The organism is Allobosea sp. Tri-44 (assembly GCF_004123845.1).
Taxonomy (GTDB): domain Bacteria; phylum Pseudomonadota; class Alphaproteobacteria; order Rhizobiales; family Beijerinckiaceae; genus Allobosea.
This window is the reverse complement of sequence record NZ_NBDP01000019.1, coordinates 416,086-434,423: the sequence shown is the minus strand read 5'-3', so window position 1 is coordinate 434,423 and position 18,338 is coordinate 416,086. Positions and strand designations below refer to the sequence as shown.

The window sequence follows — 18,338 nt, the reverse complement described above, 5'->3', positions numbered from 1 at the left end:
GATTCCCCCTGCACCCCACCCGGTTATTCCTGATCGGTGGGGCGGGACGCAAGCGAAGAAGCCGCAAGCCGCGCGATCTGGAGCCCGCGCAGGCTGTTTCCGACGAACCAGCGCTCCGCCTGCTTCAGGTCTTCGAGGCGCAATGGCATCTCGCGGGCAGCGCCGGTTTCGATGAGTTCGCGGCGCAGCACGCCGGGCAGCAGGCCATGCTCCAGCGGTGGCGTCAGCAACAGGCCATCGCGCTCGACGAAGATGTTGCTGCGGCTGGTCTCAGTGACAAAGCTCTGCCGATTGAGCAGGAGCGCATCGTCGCAGCCATCAGCCGCCGCCTCGGCGAAGGCCTGCTCATAGACCGCCCGCCGCGTCGTCTTGTGGCGCAGGAAGGGGTCGCCCGCATCCACCCGATGCCCGGCAATGGCGATACGGACCGCATCGTTCGCCGCAGGCGGCATCGGCGCCGTCGTGATCTGGAACGTGCCGTCGCGGCGCAGTTCGCAGCGCACCCGCCGGTCTTCCCCGGCGGGGAATGATGCCTCAACCTCGCTCAGCTGCCCGAGCGCCCGCTCCCGATCGAACCGGAAGCCCAGCGTCGCTGCGGAAGTGGCCAGACGCTCGATATGCAAGGGCAGCCGGACATAGTCGCCCGACCAGCGTAGCGTCTCGATCAGACCGTAATCTCCGGCGAGATCGGTCAGCACCCGTGCTTTCAGCCGACACTCGGCATATTCCGCTGCCGGTTTCGAATCGACGACGATGCCACCGCCGACGCCGTAGACGCCCTCACCGCCCGGCAGCAGCGTCGCGGTCCGGATCGCGACATTGGAATTGAGATCGCCATTCGGCGCGATCATCCCGATCGAGCCGGTATAGATGTCGCGCGGCGCAGCTTCGAGCTCGCGGATGATCTCCATCGCCCGCAGCTTCGGCGCACCGGTGATCGAGCCGCAGGGGAACAGCGCCCGCATCTGCTCGAACAGCGACAGGCCCGGCCGCAGCTGGCTCGTCACCGTCGAGGTCAGCGTGTGGAAACCCGGATAGGTCTCGACGCTGAACAGGGCCGGCACCGCGACGGAACCGGTTTCGCTGACCCGGCTCAGATCGTTGCGCAGGAGGTCGACGATCATCAGGTTCTCGGCCTGCTGCTTCGGATCGGCACGCAAAGCCGCCTTCGCTGCCTCGTCGGCTTCGGCATCGACGCCGCGCGCCGCCGTCCCCTTCATCGGCCGGGTGATGGCGCGCCCGCCCGATGTCTCGATGAACAACTCGGGCGAGACCGACAGGATGCTCGCCTCGCCCGTCGCGACCACGCCGCCATGCGCGACCGGCTGGCTCGCGCGAAGCGCCCCATAGAGCGCCAGCGGATCGCCTTGGTAACGGAAGCGGATGGGGAAGGTCAGGTTGACCTGATAGGCGTCGCCGGCGTGGAGATAGTCGAGCACGCGCTGCACGGCCGCCGCATGACCGGATTCGTCCAGGCCGAAGGTCAGCTCCTCGAGCGGCGGGGGGCACAGCCCCGCGAAACCCTGATCGAGCGCTGCCGGCGCGATGCTGCGCGGCGCCTCGAACAGGCCGAACCAGAGCAGCGGCAAAGCGCGCTCGCGTGGCAAAAGCCCGGCCAGTCTTGGCTCGAAGGCATAGCCCAGCTCGTAGGAGAAGAAGCCGGCCGCGTAGAGTCCCCGCGCCAATCCGGCCTCGATACGAGCGAAAGCGTCGGCGATCCCCGACGGCTCGGTAGCCTGCACGATCTCCACGGGATCGGCGAAGAGCTGCGCCTGCCCCGCGCCGGTACGGTTCTCCAGCAACACGAAGGGCGGCCGCAATCCGGCGATCCCGCAATCCGCTTCGGCCCCTGGCATCATGTGCCCCATCACCCTCGTCGCCGCGCTACAAGCCCGGCTTGAGAGCCCCGGTCAACCGCGCCGCACGGGGCGTGGCGGCGCTGCGATCCTCATGCTAGAGCGAGCGGGAGGAATTCTTTCGATGACGATGGCGGAAACGATCGAACAGGTGGACCGGATCGCCCTGCGCGCGGCGCTTGGGGCGCGGGCGGTGGTGCTGGTGGGCATGATGGGCTCAGGCAAGAGCTCGGTCGGCAAGCGCCTCGGTGCCCGCCTCGGCCTGCCCTTTGTCGACGCCGACACCGAGATCGAGACCGCCGCCGGCATGACGATCCCGGAGATTTTCGCTCAGCGCGGCGAAAGCGAATTCCGCGACGGCGAGCGCCGGGTCATCTCCCGCATTCTGGCGACACGCGCCCCGCTCGTGCTGGCGACCGGCGGCGGCGCCTTCATGAACGCCGACACCCGCGCCCGCATCACCGAGCTCGGCGTCTCGATCTGGCTCAAGGCCGAGTTCGACGTGCTGATGCGGCGCGTCCGCAAGCGCAGCAACCGTCCCTTGCTCCAGACCACCGATCCGGAGGCGACCATGCACCGGATGCTGGCCGAGCGTGAGCCGGTCTATGCGCTTGCTGACATCACACTGATCTCCCGCGACGATCCGCACGAAGTCGTCGTCGAGGATGCGATGGCTGCGCTCGACCGCCGGCTGCGCGAGGAGGGCACGCGATGAGCGCCCCGAAGGTCTCTGAAGCCGCTGCTGCGGCGCGTATCGTCGTGCCGGTCGCGCTGGCCGAGCGCTCCTACGACATCCTGATCGGCCGCCATCAGCTCTGCGAGGCAGCCGGGATGATCGCTGCCTTGAGCCCCGGTGCCCGCGCCGCCATCGTCACCGACGAGAACCTCGCCGCCCTGCACGCGCCGGCGCTCGAAACCTGCCTGCACCAGGCCGGTGTCGCGACGACGCGCCTGACCATTCCGCCGGGCGAGGCGTCCAAGTCCTATGCCCGCTTCATCGAGCTCTGCGACGGGTTGCTTGCCGCCAAGATCGAGCGCAACGACCTCGTCATCGCGCTCGGTGGCGGCGTCGTCGGCGATCTCTCGGGCTTCGCCGCCTCGGTGCTGCGCCGCGGCGTCCGCCTCGTCCAGATCCCGACCAGCCTGCTCGCCCAGGTCGATTCCTCGGTCGGCGGCAAGACCGGGATCAACTCCAGTCACGGCAAGAACCTGATCGGCGCCTTTCACCAGCCGGCGCTGGTGATCTGCGACACCGCTTTGCTCGACACTTTGAGCGAGCGCGAATTCAAGGCCGGCTATGCCGAGGTCGTGAAATACGGGCTGATCGACGATGCCGGCTTCTTCGACTGGTGCGAGGTCAACTGGCGCCGCGTCATGGCTGGCGGTCCCGAACGCGACCATGCGGTTGCAACCGCGTGCCGGGCCAAGGCCGCGGTCGTGGCGCGCGATGAGCGCGAGGATGGCGATCGGGCGCTGCTCAATCTCGGTCATACCTTCGCCCATGCGCTGGAACGCCTGACCCGTTACGATTCCACCCGGCTCGTCCATGGCGAAGCCGTCGCGATCGGGCTCTGCCTCGCCTTCCGCTTCTCGCAGCGGCTCGGCCTCTGCCCCGGGCAGGATGTCGGCCGCGTCGCCGCTCACCTCACGGCCGTCGGCCTGCCGACTAGGCTTCAGGACGTGCCCGGCGGTACCGGCACGGCCGGCGAGATCGTCGAGGCGATGACGCAGGACAAGAAGGTCAAGCGCGGCGCGCTGACCTTCATCCTGGCGCATGGCATCGGCCGCAGCTTCATCGCACCCGGCGTCACCGCCGAGACGGTGGGGGACTTCATCGAGAGCGAACTCGCGGGGACCTGAGCGCTTCCTTCCATGGTCGCCATTCCGCATCTCGATCCCTGGCTCGCCCTCGCCGTCGTCGCGCTCGGCGTGCTGCTGACCGGCTTCCTGGCCGCTGCCGATGCGGCGCTCCATGCGATTTCCCGTGCCAGGCTCGCTGCCCAGGAGAAAGCGGGCAGTCGCCGCGCCGCCATTGCGCTGCGCGTCCTCGACGACCGCGAACGCCTGAGCGGCGTCTTCCTGCTGGCGCGCACCTTGGTGAAGACCGCGACGGCGAGCTTTGCCGCCTATGCGGCGCTGGCCTCCTTCGGCGCCAGCGGCGCGGCCGGCCTCGCGATCGCGGTCGCGCTGATCATCGTCGTGCTCGGAGAATTGGCGCCGCGCATGGCGGCCGTCGCCGACCCCGAACGCGTGGCGCTCAAGCTGGTGCGGCCGGTGGCTCGGCTGCTCGCTCTGTTCGGCCCGCCGGTGCGGTTGATGCAATGGTTCGCCCGCCGCGCGCTCGGCCTGTTCGGCCTGCGGATCGACTCGCAGCGCCCGGTGCTGGCGATCGACGAGATTCTGCGCGACCAGATCGAGCTGATGCGCCAGGGCGGCATGGTCGAGAAGGCCGATGGCGACATGGTCAGCGGGCTGCTCGACCTGAAGCAGCTCGCAGTCGCCGACGTGATGATCCACCGCACCAAGATGCGCACGATCAATCTCGATCTCGGCCCGGAGACGATTGTGCGCGAGGTCCTGGCCTCGCCCTATACCCGCATGCCGCTCTGGCGCGACAAGCCGGAGAACATCGTCGGCGTCCTGCACGCCAAGGATCTGCTGCGCGCGCTCGATGCCGCTGGCGGCGACGCCTGCAAGCTCGATGTCGCGACTATCGCGCTTGAGTCCTGGTTCGTGCCGGTGAACACGCCGCTGCCCGAGCAGCTCAAGGCCTTCCTCGCCCGCAAGACGCATTTTGCGCTGGTGGTCGACGAATATGGCGAGGTGATGGGGCTGGTCACCCTCGAGGACATCCTCGAGGAGATCGTCGGCGACATCCGCGACGAGCACGACGTCGCCGTTCCCGGCCTGCGCCAGCAGCCCGACGGCGCGGTCATCGTCGATGGCGGCGTGCCGATCCGCGACCTCAACCGGGCGATGGACTGGCAATTGCCGGATGCGGAGGCGACGACCATCGCCGGCCTCGTCATCCATGAGGCGCGCGCCATCCCCGATGCCGGCCAGGCCTTCACCTTCCACGGCTTCCGCTTCGAGGTGATGCGCAAGAGCCGCAACCGGTTGACCGCACTCCGGATCGCCCCGGCAGGCAACGGCGCGCCGGCCGAACCGGAAGCGGCCCAGCCCGCCCCGGTCAGGGGCTGAAGACCAGCACCAGGAAGACGAAGAACACCGAAAGGTGCACCGCGCCCTCCAACATGGTGGTGCGCGTGCCGGTGAAGGTCAGCGTCGAGAGCAGGAGCGTCATCGACAGGATGACCATATTGGTCCCGGACAGGCCGAGCACCACTGGCTGGCCGGTGACCAGGCCGATCACGAGGACCGCCGGCACCGTCAGCCCGAGCGTCGAGGCGGCGGCGCCAAGGCAGAGATTGATCGCCCGCTGCAGCTGGTTGGTGGTGATGGCGCGCAGCGCCGCGATGCATTCCGGCGTGAACACCACCATCGCGATCAGGATGCCGCCGAGCGCGACCGGGGCGCCGAGGCGCGCGATCCCGAAATCCAGCACGGTCGCAAGACTTTTCGCCAGGATCACGATCGGCAGAATGTTCAGGAGCAAAAGCACGACATGGGACCGGGTCGAGCCTCCCGATGTCGCGGGCGGCTCCGCGTCCACCGCCTCGGGAATGGGAGCGGGCCCCGAGGTCGCGTCGAGCTCGGGCTGCACCCTCGCCCGGACATAAGCGGCCCCGTAGGGCATGTTGGATTCGCCCGCCGGCTCCTGGAAGAAGACGCTATGTCGGCCCGTCTGCAGGATGAGGAAGGCGCCATAGAGCAGCAGCGTGAAGAGCGAGAACGCGACGGACTGGAAGGTCGTCAGCGTGCCGTCGGCAGTCGAGGTCGTGAAGTTCGGCAGCACCAGCGGGATCAGGGTCAGCGGAATGATCACCGCGAGATAGGCCGAGGCGCCCTTGAGATTGTAGCCTTGCGAGAAGTGCCTGAGGCCACCGATCAGCAAGCCGATGCCGACGACACCGTTGAGCACGATCATCAGCACGGCGAACATCGTGTCACGGCCGAGCGTCGGCGCGCCCTTGGCACCCAGCATGACGGCTGAGATCAGCGCCACCTCGATGATCACGATCGAAAGCGTCAGGATCAGCGTGCCGTAGGGCTCGCCGAGCCGGTGCGCCAGCTCCTCGGCCTCATGCACCACGCCGAAGGCCGACCAGACGATGACGCCGAGCAGCCAGGCGAAGACGAGCAGCGACGGAATTGGAGCGCCAAGCTGCCCAAGCAGGGCGCCACCGAAGAACTGAAAGGCTAAGACCGAAGCCCAGGCGCAGGCGAGGCGGGCAATCATCATGTCTGGCAATAGGTCCGTCGTTGAAAGGATACCGGGGAGTACACGCCGAAAATGATCTCACAACGGCACGGCCGTGACACGCGATTGTTGCCCTCGCTCTCGTCGGTTCTCGGGAAAACGAAGCAGTTGCCGGCAGCTCAGCCCAGCTTCGCCAGGAAATCGGTCGCCCGATAGCTCTCCGGCACGCCCTCGACGATGGTCGCGGCGCTGCGCGAATTGCGCGTCCTGAGCGGCAGGATCGCCTGATAGGCCGGCGAAGCGTACCAGCCATGGGCGGCTGCGAGATCCGGGAAGGCGATGACGACGAGATCGCCCTCCCAGGGCCCCTCCATGACTTCCGGCGTCACGCCATGGATCAGGAAGCGACCACCGAAAGGCGTAAGGGTCTCGTCGATCAGGCGGATGTAGTCGGCGATCTCGGCGTTCAGGTCGACGTCGCGAAGATGGGCGATTGCGTAGGCGGTCATGGGCGTATCCCCTTTGGAGCGGGACTACACCCGCGATGCCGGGGACCATGCGACCTGAGCGGCGGCCAGTCGATTACCTCCGAGGTAGCAAGGAAGCGGCGCTCAGCCCTCGACTATGCCCTTGGCGGCGAGCGAAGAGGGCTCCGCAGCAACCACCGGCTTGTCGGTGACCAGATACTGCGCCCGCGCCAGCGCCGCGAAGCGCCCGCCCTTGGCGACGAGTTCCTCGAAGGAGCCCATCTCGATCACCTGCCCCTGCTCGAACACCAGGATGCGGTCGGCGTTGCGGATGGTGGCGAGGCGGTGGGCGATGACGAAGGTGGTGCGACCCTTCATCACCTCGTCGAGGGCTTTTTGCAGTTTCACTTCGGTCGCGGCATCGAGCGCCGAGGTCGCCTCGTCGAGGATCAGGATCGGCGGGTTCTTCAGCAGCGCCCGCGCAATCGACAGGCGCTGGCGCTCGCCGCCGGAGAGCGTGCGGCCACGTTCGCCGACGATGGTGTCGAGCCCGTCGCTCTGGCGCGCCATCACCTCGGTGGCCTGAGCCCGGTCGAGGGCTTCCATCATCTCGGCATCGGTCGCGTCCGGCTTGCCGACGGTCAGGTTCTCGCGGATCGAACGGGCGAACAGCATCGGCTCCTGGAAGACGACACCGATATTGCGCCGAAGCGAGAGCAGCGAGATCTCGCGGATGTCGCGCCCGTCCGCCAGGATGCGCCCCGATTGCGGGTCGAAGGCACGGTGCAGCAGGCCGAGCGTGGTTGACTTGCCTGAGCCGGTCGAGCCGACGATAGCGATGGTCTCGCCAGCCTTCACCTCGAAGGAGACGTCGGCGACGGCGGCACGCTTGCCGTCATAGGAGAAGGAGACGTTGTCAAAGGCGATGCGGCCTTCGAGCCGGCCGGCATCGGGTGCGCCGGGCTGGTCGCGCACCGCTGGGAGCGTATCGATCACCTCGAAGAACTCGCGCATCTTCGGCGCCTGCATGAAGATGAAGTTCACGAAGGAGACGATCTGCTCGAGCCGGCCGACCAGCATGGTGGCGAAGCCCATGAAGGTGACGATCTCGCCGACCGTGGTCAGCCCCTGCATCAAGAGCCAGGTTCCGACGACGAAGATCGAAAGCACGGTCAGCGTCGCCGAGGCGCGGGTCGCAACGGTGGCGACCGCCCACCAGGTCAGGACCGGGATCTGCGCTGCGAGCAGACTGGTGATGGTGTTGCGCAGGCCACGGACTTCGGCCTCGATCCGGGTGAAGCTCTGGATCACCGGCACGTTGCCGAGTGCATCCGAAGCCCGCTCGGCGAGGCTCGAATGATAGGCCTCGACATTGCTCTGCAGCTTGTCGGTCTTGCGCAGCACGAAGGCCGTAAGCGTCCCGAACAGCACGACGAGGAAGATCAGCACCAGGCCGAGCTGCCAGTTCTTCCACAGCGTGAAGGGCAGCAGGATGAAGAGCGCGACAAAGCTGGCGCAATGCTCGCGGAAGAAGGAGAGCCAGAGCGCCCACATGCCGCTGGTCCCCTCCAGCATCACCTTGAGCACGCGGCCGGAATGGGTCTGCGTGTGATAGGCGAGCGGCAGCGTCAGCGCGTGCTCGAAATAGTTCGCCATCACTGCGAGCCGACGCCGATGCGCCAGACGGTCGGCGAACAGCGCGACGAAAACGCCGGCGGCGATGTTGAACAGGCCGAAGCCGACCCAGGCGCCGAGCAAGACGCTGATATCGGCCCAGCTCGGGCGGGTACCGCTGATCTGCAGGCTGGTCAGCTTGTCGATCAGCGCGCCGAACAGCATCGGCTCGGCGAAGGCGGCGCCCGCCAGCGCGATGTTGGCGAATGCCAAGATGAGCCCGAGGCGCCGTTCCGGGCCGAGCTCGCCGAGGACGCGGGCGTAGATCGCAAATAGAGACATTACGCAGCAGCTTTAGACGACGACGCGGCGTGAGCAAGTCCTCAACCTTAACGCTTCCTTCAACCGCTGCTCCCTATGGTTACCGCAACAGCGAAAGCGTGGCGTTGGCGTTGCGGCTGCGTAGGCCGGTTTGAGGTGGCTCATGGATATCGCAACCGGCGCAGGCATTATCGGCGGCATCGCGACGATCGTCGCGCTGATCATGATCGATGGTGGCAACTTCGCCGCCTACTATGACAAGCACGCCGTGATCATCATCTTCGGCGGCGCCTCGGCCGCGACCATGCTGCGCTTTCCCTTCTCGGTGATCGCACACGGCCTGCCGATGGGCATCCGCTTCGCCTTCACCATGCGCTCGATCCATCCGCGCGAGCTGATCGATGAGATCACCCGCGTCGCCGAAATCAACCGCAAGAGTGGCCCGGTCGCGCTCGAGAACGTCGAGGTCTCCGACCCTTTCCTCGCCCAGGGCCTGCGCTACATCGCCGACGGCTATGACAAGGACTTCATCCGCGACACGATGGAGCGCGACCGCGACAATTTTCTGCAACGGCTCGACGAGGGCTCCAAGGTCTACCGCGCCATCGGTGACTGCGCCCCGGCCTGGGGCATGATCGGCACGATTCTCGGCATGGTGACGATGTTCGCCAACATGTCCGACCCTTCCAAGCTCGGCCCGGCCATGGCGACAGCGCTGCTGGCGACGCTCTACGGCGCCATGGTCGCCAACATGTTCACCCTGCCGATTGCCGACAAGCTGCACATCAAGCTCGAGGAAGAGGAGATCTCGCGCACGCTGATCATCGACGGCATCCTGCAGATGCGCGACGCCAAGAGCCCGACCCTGGTGCGAGAAATGCTCCTTGCCTATCTGCCGGACCATCACAGGGCCGAGATGGCCGAAGCCACCTGAGCGGACCTGAGCAATGGCCAAGAAGAAGCGAGGCGGGCATGGCGGTCACGGCTGGTTCGTGACCTTCGCCGATCTCATGGCCCTGCTCATGGCGTTCTTCGTCATGGTTGCCGCCTATTCCAGCCAGGACAAGCAGAAGCTCCAGATCGTCGCCGGCTCGATGCGCGAGGCCTTCGGCACGCAGCGCGACTTCAAGCTTGCCGGCATCGTCGAGGTCGACGGCATCCCGACCAAGACGCACATCAAGAACGCCTATGTCCGCCCGCTCGAGGACGCTTCCGACAACACCGCGCCGAACCACAACCAGCAGAAGGAAGATGGGCTGGTCTCGGCGACCCACGATCGCGGCTTTGCGCTTGCCGCCGCCTCGCTGCGCCAGGCGCTGCGCGAGATGCCGGAGATCGGCGAGCTCTCGCGCAACATCCTGATCGAGGTCTCCGAGCAGGGCATCGACATCCAGCTGGTCGACCAGGACGGCCGCGCCATGTTCGCCGAAGGCTCGACCCAGCCGAACGAGCGCATGCGCAAGCTGCTCGCTGCGATCGCGCCGACGCTGCGCCGCATGCCCAACAAGATCGCCATCACCGGCCATACCGCCGTGCAGCGGCCAGGCACGATCGCTCCTGGCAATCCCTGGGCGCTCTCGGTCGGCCGCGCCTCGGCAGTGCGTGAGATCCTCGGCAATGCCGGCGTCCCCGATGAGCGCTTCAGCTCCGTCACCGGCAAGGCCGACACTGACCCGCTGGTCAAGGACAACCCCTACCTCGCCTTCAACCGCCGGGTCGGAATTGTCCTGAAGGCGGATGCGCCGCCGCTGCCGGTCGGCGCCAAGCCCTGAGCCGCGGCATGCTGCATGGGACGACCGGCAGCCTCGCTTTGGCCACCACCCTGCTCGTATCGGGCTTGAACCCGGCCAACGCCGAGCCGCTGCCGTCCGGTTTCGTGCGGCTGCGTGAACTCGCACCCGCGATCGCCCAGGACATTCGCTACGCGACGCCGTTCAACTTCACCGGCGCGGTGGTGCCTGGCTATGGCCGGAGCGAATGCGTGCTGACGCGCGCGGCTGCCGACGCCCTGATCCGCGCCGAGAAGCGGCTCGCCGGGCAGGGCTACGGGCTGAAGCTGTTCGACTGCTACCGGCCGGCACGCGCCGTCGCCGCTTTCAACGACTGGGTGAAGCGGCCCGGCGCGCCCGACCTCGGCCGCATCTTCCATCCCGGCATCGCCCGGGGCGATCTCGTCACCAGAGGCTACATCGCCGGCAATTCGAGCCATTCGCGCGGCTCCACCATCGATGTCGGCCTCGTCCGCGCTAGCGAAGCCGCATCGCCAACGCCCTTGGATGCCGGCCCCTGCGACGGTCCGATTGCAACGCGTCCACGCGAATCCAGCCTCGATCTCGGCACGAGCTTCGACTGCTTCTCGGAGAAAAGCGCGCTCGGCCATTCAGGGATCACGGCCGAGGCTCGCCGTAACCGCGCCACCCTCGCCGCCGCGATGAGCGCCGAGGGCTTCCGCGGCTACGGCAAGGAATGGTGGCACTTCACGCTGGCGAAAGAGCCATTCCCGAAGACGCCGTTCGATTTCGCGATCGAATGACCTTTTCGGCGGCGCCTGCTCAAGGCGCGACGACCAGCGCCCAATAGACCTGATATTTCGAGCCCGCCGCATAGGCCGAGGCGATGCCCATGCGCGTCGCATTCGGCGCCTTCATCACCCGGTCGTGCTGCGGCGAGTCGCGCCAGCCGGAGAAGGCCTCGGCCAGGCGCCGATAACCGGCCGAGAGATTGGCCTCTGCGCCGGCTTGGCCAGCCCGCGCGAGCCTGACCTTCACCGCCTCGGCCTGGGCCGGCTTGTCGGCGGCTGCCATGGCGGCGGCCTCCTGCTCGGCCGCCTGCATCAGCTCCGGATCAAGCTTCAACGCGCCGAGGCCGGCATTCAGCCGGTAGGCCGAGATGGTCGCCCGCGCCGCTTCCGCATCGACCCTCGCAGAGGGCGAGCCGAGATCGCGATAGAAAGCGGGCTGTGTCCTGACCGGCTCGGTGCAACCGGCGAGATTGAGGAGCGAGAGCGCGGCAGCGAGAGCGGCGGGACAGCTCATCGCGCGCCACCGCTGCGGGCGCGTGGAAAACGCGGGGAAAAGGCGCATCGCATCAATCCTTGGTCTCGTCCTTGCCGCCCGTCGCGGCTGGTTCAGGCTTGGCGGGCGGCGAGGCCGGGGCCTCCTCCGGTTCTTCCTCGGCCTCGGGTGGAGGCGCCGAACGCTTCACGGTGACGCGTCCGGCCGCCGGCTTGGCGCGGCGACCGACCTCCCGCGAGACGGCGGCGGCGATCTCGCCGAGCGAATGCTCGACCCCCTCCAGACCCTTGACCGTGAGCTCGGTCGCGACCGGGGTCTCCAGCTCGGTCAGGCGCTTGTGGATGACGTAGTTGAGATCGCTGGTGACGCGTCCGACGATGTCGACCTCGCCGACGACGCAGATCAGGTCGAAATCCATCGTCGCCGTGCCGAGCTTCTTGAACATCACCGCTGGCGCCGGCTTCTTCAGCACGTCGCCATGCGCCTCGCCAGCCTCGAGCAGCATGGCGCGGACGTCCGTCGGGTTGAGCCGGCGCGGCACGCTGATCGAGATCATTACCCGGCCCGTCCGGTCGGAACGGACGCGGTTGCGCACCACGCCCGAGACCAGGTTCGAGTTCGGCACGATCACCGAGGAGCGATCGAAGGTCTCGATCTCGGTCGAGCGGACATTGATGCGCTTGACGATGCCCTCGGCGTCGCCGACCACCACCTGGTCGCCGACCCGGATCGGCCGCTCCCAGAGCAGGATCAGCCCCGAGACGAAGTTCGACACCACCGACTGCAGGCCAAAACCGATACCGACCGACAGCGCCGAGGCGACGAGCGTCAGCCGCTCCAGGCTGAGCCCCAGCGAGGAGAAGGCTATCGCGGCCGCGGCGACATAGCCGACATAGCCGGCCGCCGTGGTGATCGAGTTGCGCAGGCCGGGGTCGAGCGCGGTCGTCGGCAGGAACTTGCCGTCGAGCCAACCCTGCAGCGAGCGCGTCGCCGCAAGCCCGAGCGCAAAGAGCAGGATCGCGACGACGATCGAGGAGAGCGAGACCGTGACCCCGCCGACCTGGAAGCCGAAGAAGGCGGCGCGCAGCGAGGTCAGGAAGTCCGTCGATTCCAGCCCCCACGGCGCCAGCGCCAGCATGATCGTGACGACGATCAGCGCGATCTTGAGCGCACCGGACAGCACGACGGCGATTTTCTGCAGTGTCGCCGCGCGCAGGCCGATCCCGGCGCGCAGCGTCAGCGCAAAGCGTCCCTCGCCGGTGAGCTGGCTGGCGATGCCGAGCTCGATCAGCTGCATCAGCAGCACGAAGACGGCTGCGAGGATGCCGAGCCAGATCACCTGCTCGGTCAGGAAGGTCGCCAGCACGACATAGCCGAGCAGGACCGAGAGGATGACGGCGACGCCGACGATCCAGCCGAGAATCCGCACCGGGCCGAGGCTTGCGCCATCGACCGGCACATAGGGGCCAAGACAGGCCTCCTCCTCGATCTCCTGATTGTCGCGCAGACGATACAGCCCGGCGATCAGGATGATCGCGAAAACGGTGGCGAAGACACCGCGCACGATGATCGACAAGGTGAGGCCGGCGGCGATCGCCTGCAGCCAGGCTTCGAACACCTTGCCGATCGCCATGACGATGGCGAGCGAACCGGCGAGCCAGGCGACCGTCCGCGCTGTCGATTCCATCACGCTGGCAAGGCGCCGCTGCGGCTCGCCGGGGGCGAACAGCGCATCGGCCAGCGCCTGGACAAAGGCAAAGAGCGCGAGCCCGAACACCGCTGCGAGAATCACCGGCTGAATCCGCGGCGGCAGCAGGCCGGCGGTGTTCAACCCGGCATAGATCAGCCAGCTTGCCAGTGCCGGTGGCGCCGTCCGCGCGACAATACGGATGAGCGCCGCATAGAGGATATGGCGATCGCTCGAATCGACACTTGCCGCCAGCCGTGCCGTCAGCCGCGGCATATAGCGGGCGCGCGCGACATAGAGCGTGATCGCACCGAGGAAGGCGAGCGCGACGAGGACACCGCGGGGGCTGAACAGTGCCGAAGTGAAGACCGAGAGCCAGTCGCCGAAGATCAGTTGCGAGGCACGCAGATCGGAGGGAAAGGCCGTCAGCGTTGTCGACCAGACTTCGGGATTGAGGATCGAGGGACCGGCCGCGAACAGCGCCTTGGCGAAGCGGTCGCGTCTGAGATCGGCGATCGAGCCCTGCAGTTGCTCTCCCTGCAGCAGCGTCGCGCGCCCGATCTTGAGCGTCTCGTCGGCTTCCGCGAAGGTTTTGGTCCGGGTCTCGCGCTCGCGCGCCACGTCCGGCGTCTCGGACGGCGCATTGGCGTCCGGCTTTGCCCCGAGTTGGTCGAGCCTGAGCTTGGCCTGCTCGGTGCGTGGCCCCTGCTCATCAGTGAGGATGCGCAACTGGTCGAGCAAGGGCTGCAGCCGCAAACGCTGACGCTGCAACTCATCGTCCGAGACGTTCGGATTGGTGAGCGAGCCCTCGATCTGTGTGAGTTCGCCGCGGATCGAGTCCAGGCGGGCGCGGGCGCTGGCTGGGTCGGCGACCGGCTGCGCCAGCGCCGCGAGGGGCAAGAGGAGCAGTGCCAATGCGAGCAGCGCGGCACTGCCGGACTGATGGAAGGCTCGCCGCAAGCGGGAGATCATCGGCATCGTTGCCCTGCCATGCTGATTCGCATCGTCGCGCAGCCTCGCCATTGCAGCGGGGCGAAAGCAAGCATGTCTGACGAGACGGCGGTACGGCCGGTTTCGTGGCTTGGCCGCGCCGGCGGACGAAGATCGTGCAAGAGCATCACATTCCTGTGAGAGAGCGCCGTTTCCGGCACGCCTGACGCTGCGTTCTTCGGCAGGAAACCGGTCAGCATCATGGCGGCGATGTCGAAACTGGCCTCGCACGGCCCTGACGGCCCCGATTGTCCGCTCAACGGCCCAACGCGACCGTGATCAGTGGTGACCGCACAACCTCTGGCGGTAGCCGCGCTTCTGGGTTTGAATTCCTCCAAGGAACATCTCTGGCCTCTGACGGGCCGGCCTGATCGAACGGCGAGGCGCGCTGGCTCTCTCGCCGACCTTGGAATCGAAACCGGGAGGTTGCGGTGGCTAAGCTCAGCATTAATGGCAAGACGATTGACGTGGCGGTCGAAGACGACACGCCGCTGCTCTGGGTCATCCGCGAGCAGATCGGCCTGACGGGAACGAAATACGGTTGCGGCGTCGCCCAATGCGGCGCCTGCACGGTCCATATCGACGGCGTCGCCACCCGCTCCTGCACCATGCCGGTGAGCGCTCTCACCGCCGAGCAGAAGATCGTCACCATCGAGGGCCTCTCGCCCGACGGCAATCACCCGATCCAGAAGGCCTGGATCGAGCACGACGTGCCGCAATGCGGCTTCTGCCAGAGCGGCATGATCATGGCCGCGGCCGCCCTGCTCCAGGCCAATCCCAAGCCGAGCGATGCCGACATCGCCGCCGAGATGACCAATATCTGCCGGTGCGGCACCTATAACCGCGTCAAGGCCGCGATCAAGGACGTCGCCGCCGGCGGCCAACTCGGCCGCGGCTGATCCGATTTTCCCGTTTCCCAAGCGCACGGCTCGAGCGCAACCGCCTCGCCGCAGCGCCATCCGCATCAGGAGGACGCCATGAGTCTAGCCTCTGTGACCGATACCAAGCTCTCCCGCCGCAGCATCCTCAAGGGCTCGGCCGCAGCCGCCGGCGCTTTCAGCTTCGGCTTTGCCATCCCCTTCGCCGATGAAGCACAGGCGCAAGGCGCGGTGCCGGAAGTCAACGCCTGGGTCGTGATCCATCCCGACGACAAGGTGGTGATCCGCATCGCCCGCTCGGAAATGGGCCAGGGCACACTGACCGGCCTCGCCCAGCTCGTCGCCGAGGAGCTCGATTGCGACTGGGCCAAGGTCACCACCGAATACCCGACGCCCGGCCAGAACCTCGCCCGCAACCGCGTCTGGGGCAATTTCTCGACCGGCGGCAGCCGGGGCATCCGAGAATCCAACGAGTACGTCCGCAAGGGCGGCGCAGCGGCCCGGATGATGATGGTCCAGGCCGCGGCCGATGGCTGGCAGGTCCCAGCGGCCGAATGCAGCGTCGCCAAGGGCGTGATCACCCACAAGGCTTCCGGCCGTTCGATCCGCTACGGCGAGGTCGCGGCCGCAGCATCCAAGCTCCAGCCCCCGGCCAATGTCCCGCTCAAGGACCCGAAAGACTGGATCATCGCCGGCAAGCCGCTGAAGCGGCTCGACACCGCCGACAAGACCACCGGCAAGAAGGTCTACGGCATGGACTTCAAACTGCCGGGGATGCTGAACGCCGCGATCAAGGACTGCCCGGTCTTCGGCGGCAAGGTGAAGAGCTTCGACGCGGCCAAGATCAAGGACATGCCGGGCGTGAAGCACGTCCTGCCGGTCGGCGACAGCGCGATCGCGGTCGTCGCCGACAGCTGGTGGCACGCCAAGACCGCGCTCGACGCGCTGCCGATCACCTGGGACGAGGGCGAGCACGCCAAGGTCTCGAGCGAGAGCATCGCCGCCTGGCTGAAGGAAGGGCTCGATGCGCCACAGGCGGCGGTCGGCAACCAGAACGGTGACGTCAAAGGCGCCATCGCCAATGCCGCCCGCGTCATCGAGCAGGTCTATTCCTACCCGTTCCAGAACCATGCCTGCATGGAGGTGATGAACGCGACTGCGCTCTACACCGCCGAACGCTGCGAGGTCTGGACACCCACGCAGAACGGCGAGGCGGCGCTCGCGGCCGCAGCCGAAGCCTCCGGCCTGCCGCTGGCGAAATGCGAGGCCTACAAGATCGACCTCGGTGGCGGCTTCGGCCGGCGCGGCGCGGTGCATGACTGGGTGCGCCAGGTCGTGGCCATCGCCAAGCAGATCCCCGGCACACCGGTCAAGCTGATCTGGTCGCGCGAGGAGGACATGCTGCACGGGCGCTTCCACCCGGTGACGCAATGCAAGCTCACCGGCGCGCTCGACAAGGACGGCAATCTGACCGGTTTGCATATGCGCATCTCCGGCCAGTCGATCGTCGCCGGCATTTTCCCGCAGAACATCCAGAACGGACGCGACCCGGTCGTGTTCCAGGGCCTCAACCCGCCGGGGCCGGAGGCCTCGATCGGCTACACCGTGCCGAACCTCTTGATAGACCACGCCATGCGCAACCCGCATGTGCCGCCGGGCTTCTGGCGCGGGGTCAATCTCAACCAGAATGCCATCTATCTCGAATGCTTCATCGACGAGCTCGCCCACGCGGCTGGCAAGGATCCGCTCGGCTTCCGCCGGGCGCTGATGAAAGACCACCCCAAGCACCTCGCGGTGCTCAATGCCGCCGCTGAAAAGGCCGGCTGGGGTACGAAGGCGCCAGAAGGCGTCTATCGCGGCATCTGCCAGACCATGGGCTTCGGCTCCTATGTCGCCGCCGTCGCCGAGGTTTCGGTCGATGCCGGCGGCAAGCTCAAGATCCACCGCATCGTCGCCGCGACCGATCCCGGCCATGCGGTCAACCCGGCCCAGATCGAACGCCAGGTCGAGGGCTCCTTCGTCTACGGCCTCTCCGCCGCGCTCTATGGCGAGTGCACGGTCAAGGACGGACGCATGGTCGAGGAGAATTTCGACAGCTACCAGGTGATGCGCATGGACGAGATGCCGGCGGTCGAGACGGTGATCGTGCCCTCCGGCGGCTTCTGGGGCGGCGTCGGCGAGCCGACCATCGCGGTCGCGGCGCCGGCAGTGCTGAACGCGATTTTCGCCGCCACTGGCAAGCGCGTCCGCAACCTGCCGCTCAAGAACACGGATCTGCGCAAGGCGTGAAGCTTGCGGCGATCCGGATCGCGCTGATCATGCTGGCGCTCGCGAGTGCGCCGGCAAGCGCGCTCGAAGCCTACACCGTCGTCGGCGACGCGATCCCCGCGCCGCTCGGCGGCCGGATCGGCGATGCCTTGCGCGGGCGGGCGCTCGTCCTCGACCGCACCCAGGGCAATTGCCTGATCTGCCACCATGTGCCGGAGCCAAACGAGCCCTTCCAGGGCACGATCGGTCCGGGGCTCGCCGGGGTCGGCGCCCGGCTCGATTCCGGGCAGCTGCGCCTGCGTCTCATCGATGCCGGCCTGCTCAACCCGCAGACGGTGATGCCGCCTTATTTTCGCATCGAAGGATTGCGAGACGTTGCTCCGGCCTTTCGCGATCGGCCGGCGCTCACCGCCCAGGAGATCGAGGATGTCGTCACCTATCTCGCCAGCCTGCGCACACCCTGAACCGGCGCTCTCGCGCCGCGAGGTCATGGCAATCGGCGCCGCGGGCCTTGCGCTCGCAGCCTTGCCTGCGCCGGCTCGCGCAGCGGCGCCACCGGCGCTCACCGAGCTGATCGCGCGCATCACCGAAGGCGCGGTGCCGGAGCGCGGCCGGATCACTTTCGACATTCCCCAGCTGGTCGAGAACGGCAACTCGGTCGATGTCGCGATCCAGGTCGAGTCTCCCATGACTGATGCCGACCATGTCCGCTGGATCCATATCGTCGCCGAGAAGAATCCGTTCCCCGACGTGGCGCGCTTCCATCTTTCCCCGCGCAGCGGCCGGGCCGATATCCGCGCCACCTTGCGCCTCGCCACCTCGCAGAAGGTCGCGGCGATCGCCGCGCTGAGCGGCGGCGGCTACGTCATCGCCGATGCCGACATCGTGGTGACGCTGAGCGCCTGCATTGACGGAGGCTGAC

Annotated in this window: 16 protein-coding genes; 10 read left to right on the top strand and 6 right to left on the bottom strand. The window is 67.3% G+C overall.

From position 1 onward, the window contains the following. Nucleotides 1–23 precede the first annotated feature (23 nt). Nucleotides 24–1,859: an aminodeoxychorismate synthase component I gene (locus B6S44_RS14315; protein WP_206735157.1), complete on the bottom strand. Its 1,836-nt coding sequence runs from the start codon at nt 1,857–1,859 to the stop codon at nt 24–26. Nucleotides 1,860–1,980: 121 nt separating this feature from the next. Between B6S44_RS14315 and B6S44_RS14310 the strand changes: the two genes are divergently transcribed. Genes B6S44_RS14310 through B6S44_RS14300 form a run of 3 tightly spaced genes read left to right on the top strand, consistent with a single transcriptional unit; the run spans nt 1,981 to nt 5,057 of the window. After that, nucleotides 1,981–2,571: a shikimate kinase gene (locus B6S44_RS14310; RefSeq protein ID WP_129157543.1), complete on the top strand. Its 591-nt coding sequence runs from the start codon at nt 1,981–1,983 to the stop codon at nt 2,569–2,571. Continuing rightward, nucleotides 2,568–3,716 (top strand): 3-dehydroquinate synthase, encoded by a 1,149-nt coding sequence (gene aroB / locus B6S44_RS14305; RefSeq protein ID WP_129157542.1) that lies wholly within the window; start codon nt 2,568–2,570, stop codon nt 3,714–3,716. The genes B6S44_RS14310 and aroB overlap by 4 nt, the downstream gene beginning before the upstream one ends. A gap of 12 nt (nt 3,717–3,728) precedes the next feature. Then, the gene (locus B6S44_RS14300) at nt 3,729–5,057 is read left to right on the top strand and encodes an HlyC/CorC family transporter (RefSeq protein ID WP_129157541.1); all 1,329 of its coding nucleotides are present in this window, start codon (nt 3,729–3,731) and stop codon (nt 5,055–5,057) included. On the opposite strand, the gene B6S44_RS14295 is transcribed toward B6S44_RS14300, so the two are convergent. The 3 genes from B6S44_RS14295 to B6S44_RS14285 form a co-directional block, all read right to left on the bottom strand. Further along, entirely contained in the window at nt 5,047–6,219 is a 1,173-nt protein-coding gene (locus tag B6S44_RS14295) for a calcium:cation antiporter (protein WP_129157540.1), read from the bottom strand. The two genes, B6S44_RS14300 and B6S44_RS14295, sit on opposite strands and share 11 nt — an antisense overlap. A gap of 137 nt (nt 6,220–6,356) precedes the next feature. After that, the gene (locus tag B6S44_RS14290; RefSeq protein WP_129157539.1) at nt 6,357–6,686 is read right to left on the bottom strand and encodes a DUF1330 domain-containing protein; all 330 of its coding nucleotides are present in this window, start codon (nt 6,684–6,686) and stop codon (nt 6,357–6,359) included. 102 nt (nt 6,687–6,788) lie between these two features. Next, nucleotides 6,789–8,600, bottom strand: a complete 1,812-nt coding sequence (locus tag B6S44_RS14285) for a glucan ABC transporter ATP-binding protein/ permease (RefSeq protein WP_129157538.1) — start codon at nt 8,598–8,600, stop codon at nt 6,789–6,791. A gap of 142 nt (nt 8,601–8,742) precedes the next feature. Between B6S44_RS14285 and B6S44_RS14280 the strand changes: the two genes are divergently transcribed. The 3 genes from B6S44_RS14280 to B6S44_RS14270 are packed head-to-tail and all read left to right on the top strand — an operon-like array spanning nt 8,743 to nt 11,112. Next, complete coding sequence (locus B6S44_RS14280) at nt 8,743–9,513, top strand: motility protein A (RefSeq protein ID WP_129157537.1); 771 nt, start codon at nt 8,743–8,745, stop codon at nt 9,511–9,513. A 13-nt stretch (nt 9,514–9,526) separates the two neighbouring features. Continuing rightward, a complete protein-coding gene (locus tag B6S44_RS14275) occupies nt 9,527–10,351 on the top strand; it encodes an OmpA/MotB family protein (RefSeq protein WP_129157536.1) in 825 nt (274 codons plus the stop codon). 8 nt (nt 10,352–10,359) lie between these two features. Next, the gene (locus tag B6S44_RS14270; protein WP_129157535.1) at nt 10,360–11,112 is read left to right on the top strand and encodes a M15 family metallopeptidase; all 753 of its coding nucleotides are present in this window, start codon (nt 10,360–10,362) and stop codon (nt 11,110–11,112) included. 19 nt (nt 11,113–11,131) lie between these two features. Here the strand turns inward: B6S44_RS14270 and B6S44_RS14265 are convergent, their stop codons facing one another. Next, on the bottom strand, nt 11,132–11,614 hold the full coding sequence (locus B6S44_RS14265) for a CAP domain-containing protein (RefSeq protein WP_129157534.1): 483 nt from the start codon (nt 11,612–11,614) through the stop codon (nt 11,132–11,134). A 52-nt stretch (nt 11,615–11,666) separates the two neighbouring features. Beyond that, nucleotides 11,667–14,258, bottom strand: coding sequence for a DUF3772 domain-containing protein (locus B6S44_RS14260; RefSeq protein ID WP_164985822.1), 2,592 nt, complete (start codon nt 14,256–14,258; stop codon nt 11,667–11,669). A 443-nt stretch (nt 14,259–14,701) separates the two neighbouring features. On the opposite strand from B6S44_RS14260, the gene B6S44_RS14255 reads away from it, so the two are divergent. The 4 genes from B6S44_RS14255 (at nt 14,702) to B6S44_RS14240 (ending at nt 18,337) form a co-directional block, all read left to right on the top strand. Further along, nucleotides 14,702–15,169, top strand: coding sequence for a (2Fe-2S)-binding protein (locus B6S44_RS14255; protein ID WP_126115131.1), 468 nt, complete (start codon nt 14,702–14,704; stop codon nt 15,167–15,169). 78 nt (nt 15,170–15,247) lie between these two features. Continuing rightward, entirely contained in the window at nt 15,248–17,437 is a 2,190-nt protein-coding gene (locus tag B6S44_RS14250; RefSeq protein WP_129157532.1) for a xanthine dehydrogenase family protein molybdopterin-binding subunit, read from the top strand. Next, on the top strand, nt 17,434–17,880 hold the full coding sequence (soxX, locus tag B6S44_RS14245; RefSeq protein ID WP_248309591.1) for a sulfur oxidation c-type cytochrome SoxX: 447 nt from the start codon (nt 17,434–17,436) through the stop codon (nt 17,878–17,880). Before B6S44_RS14250 ends, soxX begins: the two co-directional genes overlap by 4 nt. Then, nucleotides 17,843–18,337 carry a thiosulfate oxidation carrier protein SoxY gene (locus tag B6S44_RS14240; RefSeq protein WP_129157531.1) on the top strand — a complete coding sequence of 165 codons (495 nt, stop codon included), beginning with the start codon at nt 17,843–17,845 and terminating at the stop codon, nt 18,335–18,337. The genes soxX and B6S44_RS14240 overlap by 38 nt, the downstream gene beginning before the upstream one ends. Nucleotide 18,338 lies beyond the last annotated feature (1 nt).